17 protein-coding genes are annotated in these 17,632 nt (G+C 58.1%); 13 read left to right on the top strand and 4 right to left on the bottom strand.

Going from position 1 to position 17,632, the window contains the following annotated elements:
• Positions 1 to 102 precede the first annotated feature (102 nt).
• A complete protein-coding gene (locus tag MCACP_RS07275) occupies positions 103 to 495 on the top strand; it encodes a DUF302 domain-containing protein (protein ID WP_406676128.1) in 393 nt (130 codons plus the stop codon).
• An 11-nt stretch (positions 496 to 506) separates the two neighbouring features.
• Here MCACP_RS07275 and MCACP_RS07270 read toward each other — a convergent pair whose 3' ends face one another.
• Together MCACP_RS07270 and MCACP_RS07265 are read right to left on the bottom strand one after the other, a co-directional pair.
• Positions 507 to 722, bottom strand: coding sequence for a DUF3006 domain-containing protein (locus tag MCACP_RS07270; protein WP_156276518.1), 216 nt, complete (start codon positions 720 to 722; stop codon positions 507 to 509).
• 79 nt (positions 723 to 801) lie between these two features.
• Positions 802 to 1,830, bottom strand: coding sequence for a ComEC/Rec2 family competence protein (locus tag MCACP_RS07265; protein WP_406678711.1), 1,029 nt, complete (start codon positions 1,828 to 1,830; stop codon positions 802 to 804).
• 215 nt (positions 1,831 to 2,045) lie between these two features.
• Here MCACP_RS07265 and MCACP_RS07260 point away from each other — a divergent pair, with 215 nt between their 5' ends.
• The 12 genes from MCACP_RS07260 to hemL all read left to right on the top strand — a co-directional run bounded on the left by MCACP_RS07260 (position 2,046) and on the right by hemL (position 15,544).
• Positions 2,046 to 4,562, top strand: coding sequence for an O-antigen ligase family protein (locus MCACP_RS07260; RefSeq protein ID WP_406676127.1), 2,517 nt, complete (start codon positions 2,046 to 2,048; stop codon positions 4,560 to 4,562).
• A gap of 77 nt (positions 4,563 to 4,639) precedes the next feature.
• Positions 4,640 to 5,608 (top strand): polyprenyl synthetase family protein, encoded by a 969-nt coding sequence (locus tag MCACP_RS07255; protein ID WP_406676126.1) that lies wholly within the window; start codon positions 4,640 to 4,642, stop codon positions 5,606 to 5,608.
• A gap of 14 nt (positions 5,609 to 5,622) precedes the next feature.
• On the top strand, positions 5,623 to 6,252 hold the full coding sequence (locus tag MCACP_RS07250) for a precorrin-2 dehydrogenase/sirohydrochlorin ferrochelatase family protein (protein ID WP_406676125.1): 630 nt from the start codon (positions 5,623 to 5,625) through the stop codon (positions 6,250 to 6,252).
• The gene (gene hemA, locus MCACP_RS07245; protein WP_406676124.1) at positions 6,228 to 7,550 is read left to right on the top strand and encodes a glutamyl-tRNA reductase; all 1,323 of its coding nucleotides are present in this window, start codon (positions 6,228 to 6,230) and stop codon (positions 7,548 to 7,550) included. The genes MCACP_RS07250 and hemA overlap by 25 nt, the downstream gene beginning before the upstream one ends.
• A 4-nt stretch (positions 7,551 to 7,554) precedes the next feature.
• Positions 7,555 to 8,496: a hydroxymethylbilane synthase gene (gene hemC / locus MCACP_RS07240; protein ID WP_406676123.1), complete on the top strand. Its 942-nt coding sequence runs from the start codon at positions 7,555 to 7,557 to the stop codon at positions 8,494 to 8,496.
• Positions 8,483 to 10,042, top strand: coding sequence for a uroporphyrinogen-III C-methyltransferase (cobA, locus tag MCACP_RS07235; protein ID WP_406678710.1), 1,560 nt, complete (start codon positions 8,483 to 8,485; stop codon positions 10,040 to 10,042). The genes hemC and cobA overlap by 14 nt, the downstream gene beginning before the upstream one ends.
• Complete coding sequence (locus MCACP_RS07230; protein ID WP_406678709.1) at positions 10,014 to 11,186, top strand: radical SAM protein; 1,173 nt, start codon at positions 10,014 to 10,016, stop codon at positions 11,184 to 11,186. The genes cobA and MCACP_RS07230 overlap by 29 nt, the downstream gene beginning before the upstream one ends.
• Before the next feature lie 75 nt (positions 11,187 to 11,261).
• Positions 11,262 to 12,236, top strand: a complete 975-nt coding sequence (hemB, locus tag MCACP_RS07225) for a porphobilinogen synthase (protein ID WP_406676122.1) — start codon at positions 11,262 to 11,264, stop codon at positions 12,234 to 12,236.
• Entirely contained in the window at positions 12,236 to 13,237 is a 1,002-nt protein-coding gene (gene nirJ2, locus MCACP_RS07220) for a putative heme d1 biosynthesis radical SAM protein NirJ2 (RefSeq protein ID WP_406676121.1), read from the top strand. The genes hemB and nirJ2 overlap by 1 nt, the downstream gene beginning before the upstream one ends.
• A complete protein-coding gene (gene ahbA / locus MCACP_RS07215) occupies positions 13,230 to 13,688 on the top strand; it encodes a siroheme decarboxylase subunit alpha (protein WP_406676120.1) in 459 nt (152 codons plus the stop codon). The genes nirJ2 and ahbA overlap by 8 nt, the downstream gene beginning before the upstream one ends.
• Before the next feature lie 2 nt (positions 13,689 to 13,690).
• Positions 13,691 to 14,191 (top strand): Lrp/AsnC family transcriptional regulator, encoded by a 501-nt coding sequence (locus tag MCACP_RS07210; protein WP_406676119.1) that lies wholly within the window; start codon positions 13,691 to 13,693, stop codon positions 14,189 to 14,191.
• Between the two features lie 54 nt (positions 14,192 to 14,245).
• Positions 14,246 to 15,544: a glutamate-1-semialdehyde 2,1-aminomutase gene (gene hemL / locus MCACP_RS07205; RefSeq protein ID WP_406676118.1), complete on the top strand. Its 1,299-nt coding sequence runs from the start codon at positions 14,246 to 14,248 to the stop codon at positions 15,542 to 15,544.
• Between the two features lie 178 nt (positions 15,545 to 15,722).
• Here hemL and MCACP_RS07200 read toward each other — a convergent pair whose 3' ends face one another.
• A complete protein-coding gene (locus tag MCACP_RS07200) occupies positions 15,723 to 17,120 on the bottom strand; it encodes a cbb3-type cytochrome c oxidase subunit I (RefSeq protein ID WP_406676117.1) in 1,398 nt (465 codons plus the stop codon).
• Positions 17,121 to 17,141: 21 nt separating this feature from the next.
• Complete coding sequence (locus MCACP_RS07195; protein ID WP_406676116.1) at positions 17,142 to 17,555, bottom strand: c-type cytochrome; 414 nt, start codon at positions 17,553 to 17,555, stop codon at positions 17,142 to 17,144.
• Between the last annotated feature and the right edge of the window lie 77 nt (positions 17,556 to 17,632).

Here is a 17,632-nt window from a genome sequence, read left to right as displayed (position 1 = left end):
GAATCAAGATAGTAGTATTATAGTAAAGTCGAAAGGTATTTATAAAGTTCAACAATGAAAGCCAGACTTACTACAGGCCAACAAGTGAAGGAGGCATTTGGCATGGATTACCAAGACATCAGCTACACCGTGACAACTGAAAAAAATTTTGACGCCGCCGTGGCTGCCGTGGAAGAAGCTACTGCCGCGCAAGGCATGAAGGTGCAGCATATCCACGATGTCCAGGCCACCCTGAAAAGCAAAGGCTACGCTTCTGAACCACTGAAAATTATTGAAATCTGCAATGCCCGCTACGCCCATGAAGTTCTGGCAAAAGACGTCCTGATTAGCTTGATGATGCCCTGTAAAATAAATGTCTACACCCGGGACGGCAAGACTTATATCAGCGCCCTGCGGCCCACCGTGCTGGCTAAATTTTATCCCGAAGCCGGCCTGGAAGAAATAGCCTCACAGGTGGACGCTAAAATCAGGGCCATTGTGGATGCAGCCCGGTAATCATTAAGCTTCTACCCCTCAAACACGTCGTCCGCCAGGGAGCGGACTTCTTTTTTGCGCCGGGCAGTGGCTTCTGGATCCAGGACGACGGCGAGTTTGATGACGTCACCCTCTTTGGCGGCCCGTGGCAGGAGGGAGCGGGGCAGGGTAAAGGTGTGGCGGCCGTATTCAATTACGGCCATGTCTTCCTCAAAACGATCGATGACCAGCAATTCCCGGCGGGGCATTATTCTACTCCTTTCATTTTACTTTGCCTCAGGCAGGTCTAGACAACAACAGGAATGCCTTCGACCTGGCCTTACAAAGCTACTGTATAGTCACCTTCCGGCCGTCGGAAACGGCCGTTATGGTACCATCCCGGTCGGTGCGGTAGATTTTAACCCCGGCTTTTTGCAGGCGTTGCAGGGTCTGGACATGGGGATGGCCGTAGTCATTACCTTTACCCACGGAGATAACAGCATACCTGGGAGCCACAGCTTTGAGAAAAGCAGTACTGGTAGCATACCGGGAGCCGTGGTGGGCTACTTTCAGTACATCAGCCTTGAGAGGCCTGCCGCTGGCCAGCATTTCCTCCTCGGCGGTAGTACCGGCGTCGCCGGTAAAGAGAAAGGCCGTTTGCCCGTAGGTAAGGTGCAGGACGGCGCTATAATCGTTTAGATCCTCATAATTGCTTTTCGCCGGGCTGACAAAAAGGGCCTGGATGCCCATATCCAGGGGCAGCGCAACGCCGGCTTTTGCCTCCGTGGCCTTGAGGCCCTTATTTTTTATAGCCAGCAGGAGATCCATGTAGGCGTCGGTATTATGGGTCACCCTGGGTAGGTAAACCTTGCCCACCTGGAAACTGTTTATTACCAGGTCCAGGCCGCCGATATGGTCTTCATGGGGATGGGTTCCTATCACATAATCCAGTTTCTTAACACTGTACTGCTTCAATTCCCGGACCACCCCCGGCCCGGCTTCACCGGTGCCACTGTCGATTAAAATGTTCTTGCCATCAGGCAACTGCACCAGGATGGCATCCCCCTGACCCACATCCAGGTAGTGGACGCGTAGCTTGCCGCTTTCAGCCGGTGGGGTTGAAGAACCCGGCGGGTTTTCTTGGGACGGCGAGGGGCCAGACGCGGCTTCTGGTGCAGGAAAAGCTGTTTGCGCTCCCGGCTGGTACGACTGGTCGGCCGGCGTAGGGGGCTGTTTTCCGGTAAGGTTGCCACAGGCAGTAACCAGGAACAGGATAAAAGCGAGAATGGTATAAATGGCTTTGCGCCCGGCCTTTTTCCCGGCCCGGCGCAAAGCAAGCCACCCGGTACTAACTGTGAGGAGAAGGGCAGTTATCATTATGATCACTCGCTTCTCGAAAATTCATCCGGCTTTATCATTCCGTCTTTAGCATAACACCTTAAGTCCTGGTCGTCAAAAAGATGCGCCAAAGCCAGCGGTAGAGTTACGATACCTGGCATTCACCTTGCCCGGCTATCTTTTTATTTTAGCAGGAAAAGAATAAAGAAGCGGCGAATGAATTTAGGTAGACATGAGTTGAAAGGGGTCTGGCCATGGCACGGAGCAAAAACAAGATTGGGGAAGCATCTGTAAAAGAAGCACATAGAAAAGGCAAAGTAATCCCCTTAACAAGTGCCACCAAGGGCGGGAAGAAGCAAACGGCAAATAAAGTTGAAGTTAACCCTGAGGCCAGTATGCCGGTAATCCCCTGGCGCCGCGCCAAGGCAAAAAGCAGCACCGGGGAGCCGTTCTGGCCGTCCGGGGGTAACCAGACTTTATTTCTGCTGGCCTTTGCCGGCCTGATGGTGCTCCTCTTTTACCCGCCTTTTTTTCGCGGCCTCTTTTTCCCGGTAGAGCAGCGCTGGACCTTGCTGTTTGCCGCCGTTTTGTTTTTTCTTACTTACCTGTGGAAGCTGTCCCGGCGGGAAGTATCCTTCCTGAACCGGCCTTTAGATTTTGCAGCCGCGGCCCTGGTAGTAGTTTATATCCTGGCAGCCGTCAAGCCGGCCAGCCGCAGCCTGGCCGTGGCGGAAGTGGCCAAGCTCCTCCTCTACTTTTTAACCTTCTGGCTGACTTCCCGCCTCGGCGGCCAGCGCCGTACCCTCTACCTGCTCCATGCCCTTTACCTGGCCACAGTAGGAGTCGCCCTGGCGGCTTTGCTCAGTGCCACCGGGATTGTTTATATTAAAGATGGGTTTGTCGGCGGGCGTTTCTTTTCCACTTTGCAGTACCCCAACGCCCTGGCCAGTTACGTCGGTGCCGGCAGTATCATCGGTTTTTACCTCTGGGCCCAATCCGGCAGCCGCCAGCGGTATTTATACGCAGCGGCCAACTATCTGTTGCTTATGGTTTTCCTGGGGACGGGCTCCCGGGGGGCTTACCTCGTTTTCCCGGTGGTGGTGTTCCTTTACTGGCTTCTGGCGCCAAAGGGCTACCGTCTGAATACCCTGGCCCACCTGGTGACCAGCAGCGCCGCCGCCCTGGCAGGCAATGCCCGCTTTATTCCCCTGGCCGTTGCTAAAGCCTATGGTCCGGCCTGGAGCTGGTTTGCCCTGGGACTGCTGGTGGCCTTTGCCGGCCAGCTAATTATCCATGGAGCCGGCTGGAGCTTGCGGACTCCCAGAGCGCGGCTGGCAGCCGGGGTGGCCGTTCTGGTGTTTCTGGTGGGAGCCGGGGTCTTTTCCGCCCGGCACCAGCTGGCCGTAACCCCGGTAGGAGGGGACAGGCAGCCGGCCGGTGTCCTGACCCGCATCCTGCCGCCCCAGATTATGACCCGCCTCCAGGACATCAACCTGGAAACCAAAAGCAGCCGGGAACGGCTGATCTGGACGGGGGACGCGCTGAAGATGGTCCGGGAACGCCCCGTCCTCGGTTTTGGCGGTGGTGGCTGGGAAGCAGCCTACCGCCAGTACCAGAGTTATTTTTATAATTCCACCCAGGTGCACAACGATTATGCCCAGGTAGCCGTAGAAACCGGGATGGCAGGCATCACGGTACTGGGAATTATATGGCTGCTTTTCCTGCTGGCTACCCTGGGTAACTACCGATTTTACCGCGGTACAGAACGCCTCCAGACCTTAGCTATAGGTATGGCCGCCTTGAACCTCGGCCTCCATGCGGCCATTGATTTCGACCTGGCCCTGGGAGCCGTCTCCATGATGCTCTGGGCCTGCTTCGGCCTGGCCAGGGGTATAGAAGGACAGCGCCTGGGCCCGGAGCCGGCCCTGGCCGCGGCAGTATTTAAAAACAAACAGGTAGCTTACGTTACAGGAGCAGCCCTGGCAACCTTGGTTATCGTCCTTTTCAGCGTGTCTTACCTGGCCGGCGTGGCCAGCGCCCGCCAGGCGGCTGCTGCCCTGCAGCGCAACAACCTCCGGGCTACGGCCTCTTACCTGGAAGAAGCCGGCCGATATGATCCATTTACAGCGTCCTATAACAGTGATCTGGCCGGCATTTACCTGAAGGAAGGGAAAACTAAAGAGGCCCTGGCCCAGGCCCTGGCTGCCAGCAAAAAAGATCCCTATAACCTGGCGGTCTTGAACCGCCTGGCCGAAGCCTACTGGCAGGATGGGGCAATAGAGCAGGCCCTGGCTACCATGGAACGCGCCCGGCAGGTTGCCCCCTGGGTGGGGGCCACCTGGGAGAATCTGGGTCAGGCTTATACTGCCGCCGGTATTAACTATCTACAGGCCGGCCAGCAGGATAAGGCGCGGCGGATGTTCCAGCAGGCGGCGGCCCTGCCGGCGGCCGTCAAGGAAAAAGAAGATAGCCTGGGAGAATTCAAAGACCTGCACCAGCCCGGTGGGGTAACCTTGAGCCCGGCCATCCATCTCCGGGCGGCCATTGGCCAGTACTTCCTGGGGCAGGAACGGGAAGCGGCAGTCAATCTTAACGCCGCCGCGGGCGATCCTCAAATAAAGGCCGAAGTCCAGCTCTGGCAGGCAATACTCGCCTACCACCAGGGAGATGCCGGCCGGGCCAACCAGCTCCTAGCCCAGGTGGAAAAGGCCAATGCCGACCTGGCCAAACAATATGACCAGTTTAAAAACCTGCCGGTTCTTGCTGAATAGGTAGAGGTATGCCTAAAGGGTAAGTATCCGGTGTGAAGGAAAAATACTCGGCAAGGGAAGTTACAGGTGGTATAATTATGAAAGAGTTACCCCTCTGGCAGGAGGTACAAGCCGATTTACAAGAGGTAGAGGCTGAATTGTTGCGCCAGGTGGATGCTCCCGACCCGGTCTTAACCCAGGCGGCCCGGCACCTGGTCCAGGCGGGGGGAAAAAGACTGCGCCCGGCCTTTGCCATCCTGGCAGCCAAATGCTGCGGTGCCCCCCTGGAACGGGTCCTGCCCCTGGCCGTGGCCCTGGAAATGATTCATATGGCCACCCTGGTCCATGACGATGTCATCGATGCCTCGCCAATGCGGCGGGGACGGCCGACGGTGTGGGCACGCTGGGGCAAGGAGCTTTCTTTGCATACAGGGGATTACCTTTTCGCTCGTTCCCTGCTCCTGGTGGCCACCTATGACGATCCCCGTATCCCATCAATCCTGGCTTCCACCAGCGTCAAAATGGTCCAGGGGGAGCTGCACCAGCTGGCCGGCGCCTTTGACCTGGAAGTTACCTTGCGGGATTACCTGAAACGTATTTACCGCAAGACGGCCTTGCTAATTGCCGCCAGCTGCCAGCTGGGGGCCATAGCTGCCGGGGCGGGGGAGGACTTTATCCGCCACCTGTACCTTTATGGCCGCAATCTGGGGATGGCCTTCCAGATCACCGATGACGTCCTGGATATGGTGGCCGACCCGGAACGCCTGGGTAAGCCCATAGGAAGCGACCTGCGTCAGGGGGTTATTACCCTGCCGGTAATCTATGCTTTACGTTTTTCTCCTAAAAAGCAAAAGCTGGTCTGCCTGCTGGCCAAAAGGGATAAAACCGCCATGGAAATTCAAGAAGTCATTGACCTCATTAAAAATTGTGGCGGCATCGATTATGCCCTGGGGCTGGCCGAGCGTTACCTGGCCCGGGCCAGGCAGCACGCCATTTTTCTGCCGGAAGGACGGGCACGTGATACATTAGTGGGGCTAACGTATTTTGTGAGGACGCGTGGTATATAATGGGCTTTTATTCTATGGCTGTAGAACTAACTGACCGTCCCTGCCTGGTAGTCGGCGGTGGGAAGGTCGGTGAGCGCAAGGTTTTAAATTTGCTGGAAGCAGGCGCCAGGATTACCCTTGTAAGCCCGGAAGTTACGCGCGTCCTGGCGGACCTGGCCCTGGCCAGGCAGCTGGTGTGGTGGCGGCGAAAGTACCAGCCCGGCGATATCACGGGGATGACCCTGGTATTTGCCGTCACCGCTGACGCCGGCCTCAATGCCCGCGTGGCTGCCGACTGCCGCCAGGCCGGCATATGGGTAAATGTCGCCGATGCGCCGGAAAAGTGTACCTTTATAGTACCTTCGATCGTCAGGCGCGGGGATCTACAAATAGCCATCACTACCGCAGGGAAAAGCCCGGCCCTGGCCCGCCAGTTACGCAAAAAGCTGGAGGCTGAAATTGGTCCGGAATACGGTCCCTGGTTGGATTTTTTAGGAGAACTCCGTCTTTTTCTAAAAAAAGCCTGGCCCCATGACCAGAAACGCCGGGAAGAAGTACTGCGGCGGCTGGCCGGGGACGAGATATTATTTCGCCTGGTAGCCCGGGGCAAAGAAGATTTGGCAAAGGAGCGGGTGAAGCAGTGTTTGTCGTTGCCGTCGGTTTAAATCATCGCACGGCGCCGGTAGAAATCCGGGAGCAACTGGCTTTTGCCCGCCACAGTTTGCCGGGGGCCCTGAAGCAGCTGCGGACCGTGGCCGGCGTTGAGGGTTGCGTGATTTTAAGCACCTGTAACCGGACGGAAATATATGTGGCCTGCCAGCAGGAGGAAATGGGGATCAGGGCGGGCAAGAATTTCCTTGGCCAGTCCTGCCGGATGGACCCGAAAAAACTAGAAAGCCACCTCTACACCCTGAATACGCGCCATACCGTCCGCCACCTGTTCCGGGTGGCTGGCGGGCTGGATTCCATGATTCTCGGCGAAGACCAGGTTTTGGCCCAGGTGGCCGAAGCTTACGAGATCGCCCGGGGAACAGGAACAACAAATCACATCCTCAACACCCTGTGGCAGCAGGCCATTACCGTCGGCAAGAGGGTAAGAACGGAAACGCGCATCGACCGCAATACGGTATCCATCAGCTACGCTGCCGTAGAACTGGCCCGCCAGGTCTTTCACGGTAACCTCCAGGGGCGGACCGTTCTGGTAATCGGGGCAGGTAAAATGAGTACCCTGGCCGCCCGTTACCTGAAAGATAAAGGCGTGACCACAGTCCTGGTTTCCAATCGTTCGTATGACCGGGCCTTAGAGCTGGCCGCTAACATTGGCGGCCAGGCGGTGCGCCTGGACGCCCTGGAGGATTACTTATCCCGGGCTGATATCGTAATCAGCTGTACGGCGGCCAGCCACTATATTCTCCACCGGGAACAGGTAGTCCGGGCCCGGGCGCGGGCGGTGCGGCCGGACAGTCCCCTGATGCTCATTGACATTGCCGTACCCCGGGATATTGAGCCCTCTGCCGGCGATCTGCCGGGGGTGAAGCTGTATGATATCGACGACCTGCAGCAGGTGGTCCTGGCCAACCTGGAGGAACGGCAGCATGCCGCCCGGCAGGCGGAAGGTATCATTACTGAGGAAGTCGATGCTTTTTTCCGCTGGCTGGGCTCCCTCTATGTGGTACCGACCATTGTTGCTTTAAAGGAAAAAGCTGAAGCCATTAAAAAGGAGGAATTAGAGCGGGCCTGCAACCGTCTGGGAGAATTGACACCGCGGCAGCAAAAAATAATTGGCTCCCTGGCCAACACCATAGTCAACCAGCTCCTCCACGACGCTATCGTAAACTTAAAAAAGGCCGCCCTTACGCCGCGGGGCCATTTGTATGCCGAGGCTCTGCACGAACTTTTTAACCTGCCTGTGGAAGAGGCCGGGTCCAGGAAAGAAACGGCGGCAGTAGAAGGAGGAAGTTAATAAAATGCGGGAAGTAAAGGTGGGCTCCAGGGACAGTGAACTGGCCCGCTGGCAGGCCCGCTGGGTCATAGAGGCCCTGGAAAAAGCCTGGCCGGATCTGACCTGCCGCCTGGTTACCTTTAAAACCAGGGGCGATAAGATCCTCGATGTGGCCCTGGCGCGGATTGGCGATAAGGGCCTTTTTACCAAGGAACTGGAACTGGCCCTTCTGGACGGGGCTATCGATATGGCCGTCCACAGCATGAAGGATATGCCGACCAGCATACCGGAAGGCCTGATTATCGGTGCCGTGGGGCCACGGGAAGACCCGGCCGATGTCCTCATCTCCCCGGCGGGCTATACCCTGGCGACTCTACCGGTCAGGGCCCGGGTGGGGACAAGCAGCCTGAGGCGCAAGGCCCAGCTGGCCCATGTCCGCCCCGACCTGGAACTGGTGGACCTGCGGGGGAATGTCCCTACCCGCCTGGCAAAAATGGAACGGGAAGGGCTGGAGGCCATCGTCCTGGCCGCCGCCGGGTTGAAAAGGTTAAACCATGGTCGCCTGCTGGGGGAACCCCTGCCCTATAACATCTGCCTGCCGGCTGTAGGGCAGGGGGCCATCGCCGTCGAGATCCGGGCCGGGGACGAGCAAATCGCGCAGCTGGTTGCCGCCATCAACCATCCGCTCACGGCAGCGGCCGTGCGAGCCGAAAGGGCATATTTACGCGCCCTGGAAGGAGGCTGCCAGGTTCCCATAGGTGCCCTGGCTATCGTGGAAGGGGAAGCCCTGATCCTCAGGGGTATGGTGGCCAGCCTGGACGGCAGGCAGGTGTTAAGGGATTTTACTTCCGGGAGCACGGCCAACCCGGAGGCCGCCGGGCAGGAACTGGCCCGGAAATTACTGGCCCGGGGCGCGGGGGCCATTTTACAGGAGGTAAGACTGAAGAGTGGCAATTCCCACAGGTAAGGTATATCTGGTCGGTGCCGGCCCCGGTGACGCCGGTTTATTAACTATCAGGGGGCAGGAATGCCTGGCCCGGGCCGACGTGGTGGTCTATGACCGCCTGATCAACCCGGGCCTCCTGGATTATGCACCGGAAGGCGCCGAAAAAATCTACGTCGGCAAAGCCCCCCACCGCCATGCCCTGCCTCAGCAAGAAATCAACGAACTCCTGGTAGATCTTGCCCGGCAGGGTAAGCAGGTGGTGCGCTTAAAAGGAGGTGATCCCTTTGTCTTTGGCCGCGGCGGGGAAGAAGCCCTGGCCCTCAAGGCCGCCGGCATACCCTTCGAAGTCGTGCCCGGCGTCACGGCGGCCATCGCCGTACCGGCCTACGCCGGCATCCCGGTGACCCACCGCGGCCTGGCTTCAACGGTGGCCTTCATTACCGGCAATGAGGACCCGGGAAAAGAAAACAGTGCCATAAACTGGGAAGGCCTGGCCGGGGCCGTCGATACCCTGGTATTCCTCATGGGCATGGCCAACCTGGCCACCATTGTCAGCCGGCTGCTGGCCTGTGGCCGTGATCCATCCACCCCGGTGGCCCTCATCCGCTGGGGAACCAGGGCCGAGCAGGAGACCCTGACCGGTACCCTGGCCGATATTGAGGCCAGAGCCCAGGAGGCCGGCTTCAGCAACCCGGCCATTATCGTCGTCGGCCAGGTGGTGGCCCTGCGTTCTACCCTGGCCTGGCTGGAAAGGAAACCCCTCTTCGGACGGCGGGTGGTAATTACCCGTCCCCGGGCCCAGGCAGAAGCAATGGCCCGGCGGCTGGCCGAACTGGGGGCCGAAGTACTGGTCTTTCCGACCATTGAAATCCGGCCGCCGATCGACTGGGATTCTGTAGATGCCGCCCTGGCCAGGATTAAAGATTTCGAGTGGTTAATCTTTACCAGTGCCAACGGAGTTCGTTATTTTTGCCGGCGTTTGCAGGAAAGGCAGATTGACATCCGCACCCTGGCCGGGATAAAAATCGCCGCCATCGGCCCGGCGACGGCCAGAGCTTTGCAAGAGCGGGGTTTAAACCCCGACTGGCAGCCGGGAGAATATGTGGCCGAAGCGGTGGCCGCCGGGCTGGGACCTTTACTTCACGGCCGGCGGGTGCTCCTGCCGCGAGCCGATATTGCCCGGCCCTTCCTGGCCGAAGACCTCCGCCGCCAGGGGGCAGAAGTGACGGAGGTAGCTATTTACCGTACGGTTAAAATGACGAGCGAAGCTGACACTTTGCGGGAACTGCTGGCTGCCGGGAAAGTAGCGGCCGTTACTTTTACCAGTTCCTCAACAGTTAAATCTTTCCTTGAATTACTGGGGGATAAAGCTAACGTCTTGATGGAGGGCGTCGACGTTTTTTGCCTCGGGCCCATTACAGCGGCTACAGCCAGGGAAGCGGGGCTGAGGGTGACGGCTACGGCGGGAGAATATACGGAAGCAGGCCTGATCCAGGCCATGCTGGATTATTATACCGGCCGGAAGGCGGTGAGGGAAGCTGATCAGTCTTACCAAACTGCTTTTTAACGATAGTTATTTCGGTGATACGTTGCGCTACAGCCAGGCCGCCTTTGGAGCGGCAGCAGGGGCGCGCCGGGATAGTGGCCCGGTAGTGGTCTGGAATTGTACCCGGGCCTGCAACCTGAAGTGCCGCCATTGCTATGCCGCAGCCGGGCCCGTCGCGGGCGGGGAGGAGATGGATACCATGGCCGCCCGGGACTTTCTGGAGCAGCTGGCGGCCTTCCACGTGCCTGTCCTTCTCCTGTCCGGAGGTGAACCCCTGGTGCGGCAGGATATCTTTGATCTCATGGCCGCTGCTGTTAAGAAAGGCCTGCGGGTTACCCTGTCCACCAACGGTACCCTCATTGACCGCAGCACCGCCAGGGAGTTGAAAAAGATCGGTATCAGCTATGTAGGAATCAGCCTGGACGGCGTGGAGGAGAGGCATGATGCCTTCCGGGGGCAAAAGGGGGCCTTTGCGGCGGCCCTGGAAGGTATCCGTAATTGCCTGGCTGTCGACCAGCGGGTGGGCCTGCGCTTTACCATCAGCCGGCTCAACGTTGACCAGCTGGAAGAAATATTTTACCTCATACGGGAAGAAAACATCCCCCGGGCCTGTTTTTATCACCTGGTTTACAGCGGCCGGGGCAGCAAGCTTGCCGGGGAAGACCTGAGCCACGAAGAAAGCCGCGCCGCCATGGATTTGCTTATCGAAGCAACCCGGCGCCTGAAAGAACGGGGCCGGGAAGTGGAAATCTTAACCGTTGATAACCATGCCGACGGCGTTTACCTTTATTTAAAACTGCGGCGCCAGGACCCGGAGCGGGCGGCGGCCGTCCTGGAGTTATTGCGCCTGAACGGGGGTAATCGCAGCGGCATCGCCATCGGAGCTGTCGACTGGGCCGGTAACGTCCACCCCGACCAGTTTACCACGCACCACACCCTGGGGAATGTCCGGGAACGGCCCTTTGGTGAAATCTGGACGGATTTAAGCCACCCCCTTTTGAAGGCCCTGCGGGATCGCAAGCCCCTGCTTAAAGGCCGCTGTTCAACTTGCGCCTGGCTGGACCTCTGTAACGGCAACTGCCGTGCCCGGGCGGAGAGCCTGACCGGCGACTTCTGGGAATCCGACCCCGCCTGCTATTTGACTGATGCGGAAATCTCAGGATAATAGTTAACTATAACTGGACCTCTCCTGGGCAGTGAGGCTAGATCAATACTACTGACACTTCGGAGGTGAGTTGCCATGTCCGGTTTTCCCGTGCGCCGGCCGCGGCGCTTGCGGCAGAATGAAACCCTGCGAGCCATGGTTCGGGAAACGGAGATCAACATCAACGACCTCATTTATCCCTTTTTCGTCATTCACGGCCGGGGGATAAAAAACCCGGTTCCTTCCATGCCCGGCGTTTACCAGCTTTCCATCGACAACCTGGTCAAAGAAGCCGCCGGCGTAGTCGCCGCCGGCATCCCGGCCGTCCTCCTCTTCGGCATCCCGGCGGTAAAGGATGAGGTGGGCTCCGGGGCCTATGACCCCCGTGGCATTGTCCAGGAAGCCGTGCGGGCCTTAAAGGGTGCTTACCCGGAACTCCTGGTCATCACCGACGTCTGCTTGTGCGAGTATACCAGCCACGGCCACTGCGGCCTGGTGGATGACGGCCAGATTTTAAACGATCCTACCTTAGAGCTTATCGCCAAAACAGCTCTCTCCCATGTAGAGGCCGGAGCCGACATCGTAGCTCCGTCGGATATGATGGACGGCCGGGTGGGGGCCATCCGCCGCCTCCTGGATAAAGAAGGCTTCACCCACATACCTATCCTGGCCTACGCCGCCAAGTTCGCCTCGGCTTTCTACGGTCCCTTCCGGGAAGCTGCCGCTTCGGCGCCCCGGTTCGGCGACCGCCGCAGCTACCAGATGGACCCGGCCAACAGCAACGAGGCCCTGCGGGAAGTGGAACTTGACCTCCAGGAAGGGGCCGATATGATCATGGTCAAACCGGCCCTCCCTTACCTGGATATCATCCGCCGGGTCAAAGACACCTTCAACGCTCCCCTGGTAGCCTACCAGGTCAGCGGCGAGTATGCCATGCTTAAAGCCGCCGCTGCCAATGGCTGGCTGGATGAGGAAAAAACCGTGCTGGAAAGCCTGACGGCCATCAAGCGGGCCGGCGCCGATCTAATTATCACCTATTATGCCCTGGATGTAGCAAGGTGGCTTAAATAATGCTCTTATCATGGAATACCACCAACCAGTGCAACCTCTACTGCGACCACTGCTACCGGGATGCCGGCGCTAAAGCGGAAGATGAATTAAGTACGGCGGAAGCGAAAAATCTAATTGATGAAGCTGTTAAAGCCGGCTTCCGGATTATGATCTTCAGCGGCGGCGAACCCCTGTTAAGGCCCGACTTGCTGGAATTGATAGCTTATGCTGCGGCGCGCGGTTTAAGGCCGGTCCTGGGGAGCAACGGTACCTTGCTCACCCCGGACCTGGCCCGGGAATTAAAAAAGGCCGGAGCGCAGGCTATAGGCATTTCCCTGGATAGCTGCGCTCCCGACCGCCATGACCGCCTGCGACAAAAGGCCGGGGCCTGGCACGAAGCCCTGGCTGGTATGGCGGCCTGCCGGGAGGCGGGTTTGCCCTTCCAGGTGCATACCACCGTCTTCGATTGGAATCAGGATGAACTGGAAAAGCTCACCGATCTGGCTGTGGATCTTGGCGCGAGGGGCCACCATTTCTTTTTCCTGGTGCCTACCGGCCGGGCGGCGAGCATCGAAGCGGAAGCCTTGCGGGCCGAAGCATATGAGAGAACTTTGAAGCGCATCTTACACAAGCAGCAGCAGGTAGATATTGAATTAAAACCGACCTGCGCGCCCCAGTTCATGCGCATCGCCCGGGAAATGGGAATTCCCGTCCGCTACAGCCGCGGCTGCCTGGCCGGCATTGCCTACTGCATCGTCAGTCCCCGGGGAGACGTCCAGCCCTGCGCCTACCTGAACTTACCCGTGGGCAATGTCCGGGAAATACCCTTCAGCCGTCTCTGGCAGGAGGGCGAGGTTTTCCGCACTTTGCGTTCGGAAAAATACAGCGGCGGCTGCGGTCGCTGCGGCTACAAAAAGATCTGCGGCGGTTGCCGCGCCCGCGCCTGGTACTACCACGGCGACTATATGGCTGAAGAGCCCTGGTGTCTCTACCAGGGGCGGAAGGGGATGAAGATTGGATAACCTTGACCGCCGTTTATTAAATATGATCCAGGAAGATTTCCCCCTGACGGAGGAGCCGTACGCCGAACTGGGCCGGCGTTTGGGTCTCACGGAAAAGGAAGTCCTGGAACGCCTGGCTAAATTGAAAGAAACGGGGATCATTCGCCGCATCGGCGCCGTATTTGACCTGCGGCGGCTGGGTTATACCAGCACCCTCTGTGCCATGCAGGTCCCTGAAGGGCGCCTGGCGGAAGTAGCGGCAGTAGTTAATAGCTTTCCAGGAGTTACCCACAATTACCTGCGGGAAGATGCTTATAACATGTGGTTTACCCTTATCGGCCCCAGCCGCCGCCAGCTGGAAAGGGTCATGGCCAGCATCGAAGCCAGGACCGGCCTACCGGTGCTGGAGCTCCCGGCGGAAAGAGCCTTCAAGATTCGGGTAAACTTTAACCTGGAAGAAGGGAGCCCGTAAAATTGCCGCGTCCTTTAACCGACCTGGAAAAAGAACTGGTGCGCCAGCTCCAGGGTGATATCCCTCTGGTTTCCCGTCCTTTTTTGGCGGTGGCCCAGAGGCTGGGACTCAGTGAAGCTGAAGTCCTCGAGCATATCCGCCGCCTCCAGGCGGATGGCATTATCCGCCGTTTCGGTGCCGCCCTGCGCCATCGGGAAGCGGGCATCATCGCCAATGCCATGGTAGTCTGGCAACTGCCACAGGAAGATTTAAAAAGAGCCGGAGAAAAACTGGCCACCTTCCCGGAAGTAACCCACTGTTACCAGCGCCGGCAGCGACCCGAATGGCCCTTTAACCTTTATGCCGTCATTCACTGCCGCACCAGGGAGGCCTGCCAGGAACTGGCGTCCCGCCTGGCCGCAGCCATCGGCCATAATAATTACCGCATAATTTTCAGCACGGCCGAGCTGAAAAAGGAGAGCATGCGGTATTTCATCCAGGAGACCCCCGGGTGCCAGGAATAATCTAAAGCGGTACAAAAGGTAACTCAAAAAAGCTTTTCAAGGAGGAAGTACCCGGTGATCGAAGCGTGGCCTAAATCAGCAGCGGCCTACGCCGAGGCTGTCGAACTTATGCCCGGGGGGGTGAACAGCCCCGTCCGGGCCTTTAAAGCCGTCGGTTTGACGCCGCCCTTTATCCAGCGAGGCGAAGGAGCTTATCTCTATGACATTGACGGTAACCGGTATATCGACTATGTGGCCTCCTGGGGACCCCTCATCCTGGGACACCGCCACCCGGAGGTAATGGCCGCCCTGGAAAATACCCTGCATAACATGGGTACCAGCTTTGGCGCTCCTACCGAACTGGAAAATAAACTGGCCAGAGAAATCATCGCCGCCGTTCCTTCCATCGAGATGGTGCGCCTGGTCAATTCGGGTACGGAGGCGACCATGAGCGCCATCCGCCTGGCCCGCGGTTATACCGGCCGGGAGAAAGTCGTTAAATTTGCCGGTTGTTACCACGGCCATGCCGATTACTTTTTGATTCAGGCCGGGTCCGGGGCCCTGACCTTCGGCGTCCCCGACAGCCCCGGCGTCCCGGCCGCCACAGCCGCTAATACCATCGTTGCCCCGTATAACAATCTGGATGCCGTGGAGGCTGTCTTTAAACAGGCTGGTGAAGAGATTGCCGCCGTCATTGTCGAACCTGTGGCCGGCAATATGGGCTGTGTCCCGCCGCAACCGGGGTTCCTGGAGGGCCTGCGGGCCATAACAAAACAATATGGAAGCCTGTTAATTTTTGATGAAGTCATGACCGGTTTCCGGGTAGCCTACGGCGGTGCCCAGAGCCGCTTTGGCGTCCGGCCTGACCTTACCTGCCTGGGTAAAATCATCGGCGGCGGCCTGCCGGTAGGAGCCTACGGTGGCCGGCGGGAGATTATGGCCATGGTGGCTCCGGTGGGGCCGGTCTACCAGGCCGGAACCCTCTCCGGCAACCCCCTGGCCGTCAGCGCCGGCCTGGCAACTTTGAAGGTCCTCAAGGAACCCGGGGTCTATGAGCGCCTGGAAAGCCTCTCGGCCCGCCTGGAAAAGGGCCTCAAGGAAGCTGCCGGTGAGGCCGGCGTACCCGTTACCTATAACCGGGTGGGAGCCATGTTCACCGCCTTCTTTACCCCCGGCCCGGTAACCGATTATACTACGGCCACGGCCAGCGACACCAAGACCTTTGCCGCCTATTTCCAGGCCATGTTGCGCCGGGGCATATACCTGGCGCCGTCCCAGTTTGAAGCCGCCTTCATGTCCCTGGCCCATACGGAAGCCGATATTGATCGGACCATAGAAGCCGCCCGGGAAGCCTTCCGGGAGATCGCGGCCTAGTAATCAGGATTTACAAAGCCTTAAATTGCCATGGTGAGCCGAACATCCCATAAATTTTTGGCAACCATGTATAATATTAGCCTGGAAGGTTATAATAGGAATACACACTCACTTCTTCAAAGACCTCCTTGAGCCAGCAGGGCCTTGAGCAACGACGTTCAAGGCCCTGCCGGTTTTTTCAAGGCTCTTCCCCCGGCTTTAATAAAGCCACCCAGGGTTTAAGCATCAGGGAAACCATCTCCCAGGCCAGTAAAAAACCGCCGGCAGCAAAGATGGCACCTCCACCGGTCCGGAGTAAAAGGTAAGGCGTCAGCAAGAGATGAACCTGGGTGAAATCCATACCCAGCCCCCGCCAGAGGTAGGTTTGGAGAAAACCGGCGATTACCAGGCAGGCAGCCATCAGGGCCAGACCTGAATTGAGCAGGACAAGGCTTAATTTGATACGCTTGACCTGGGTAGGGCTTAGCCTGCGCCGGCGGGTCAGGATATAGTAACTGCTGGCCAGTACCAGGAAGCCGAAAAAGCCAAAGAGGGCCATGTGGGCATGGGCCGAGGTGAAGTAAGTGCCATGGGCGTAGCGGTTCAAGGGCGGGATGGCCAGGAGGAAACCCAAAAGTCCGGCTCCAACGACATTCCAGAATACGCTGGCATAAAAGAAATATAGGGCCAGGTTGGGGGTGAAGTTACGGGGACGATTAGCCGTAGTCTGCCAGGCTGTCAGGGCCAGGAGCACTACGGGCACTACCTGCAGGCCGCTGGCAACACTGCCAATTACTTTCCAGAAATCCGGAGTGCCGATCCAGTAGTAATGATGCCCGGTGGCTATAAAACCGGAAGTGAGGACCAGCCCTGCTTCCCAGAGGAGCAGGCGCTTTACTTTTTGCCTGCCGGCAACTTTGAGGGAAGCCAGGAGGGCGGCACCGATGGTCGTGGCCAGCAGCTCCAGGCTCCCTTCTTCCCACAGATGTACGACCAGGAAACGCAAAACGTCATCAACGGTGGGGTGGCTGACAAAGAATATAGTCGGCAGGTAGAGCAAAGGAGCAAGGAGGGCACCACTTAAAATAACTACTACCTCCGGCTGGACCAGCAGCCGGTTCTTGATGGCCGTAGCCAGCAGGTTGAAGGTAAAGGCCAGCAAGCCAGTTAAAAGGGCGATTTTTAAAAAGTAAGGAGCCTCCAGGTACTCCCGCCCGTCAGTCTTACCAAAGGCCAGGAATCCCAGGGTGGCCAGGCCGGTGCCTAGGAGATACCAGAAGCCCCAGCCGGCCAGCTTGATACTGTAAAGCTCCCGGTCAGTTGCCTCAACCAGGAAGTAATAAACCCCGCCCATGGTGCCCAGCAGGGGCCAGAAAATGCTTAAGTTGAGGTGCATGGCCCGCCCGCTGGCAAAGTTAAGGGGGGCCGGTAAATCAGGAAAGATGAGGTGCAGGGACCCGGCGGTAGCCAGAATACCCTGCAAGCCCAAAAAAAGAAAGGTGGCCAGGGCATAGGGATAAGCAGCTTTTTGGGAAGGGCTGTCTTGTTCGGGTGTTTTTTTCTGACGCCGGCGAGGAAAAAATAATTTTTTTAGCATTTTAAGGAGTACCAGCAAAGTCTACTCCCCTTGGGCAGGATTAGTGCGGACAAAGGGAGGGGGCGGCCAGCCACGGGTGTCAATTTTACCAACCTGCTCCAGGTAGTCAAGTAACCTTTCTGCTTCCTCCCGGGCCAGGGCCGGGTGACGCTGCCGCCTGGCCGGGCGCATAACCGGCGGCTGGGTCAGGAAGGTTACCAATTCTTCGCGACCGGTAGTAGCTGTAATCCTGGTCAGGTCGGCGCCGGCATAACCCCCGTTACCCAGGAGGGCGTGACATTCAACGCAACCATTCTCCTGCCAAATTTTCTTTCCGGCAATGGCTTCCTGGGGCCAGGTTTCTTCAAGGAACGGGCGGATGGAAAAATAGATGGCTGCCGTAAAAATCGCCAGGAATACCATTATGGCTGTCAGGTAAAGCCCGGCTGCCCGCATAAAGCTCAATGCCTCCCAGGCTTATTATTCCCTGCGGGTTATTAAAATTGCCGGGAAGGGTAAATATAAAAAGCCCG

This window comes from Neomoorella carbonis (assembly GCF_045278715.1).
GTDB lineage: Bacteria > Bacillota > DSM-521 > Neomoorellales > Neomoorellaceae > Neomoorella > Neomoorella carbonis.
The sequence above is the reverse complement of the archived record's forward strand: the minus strand, read 5'-3'. Positions and strand labels throughout refer to the sequence as shown.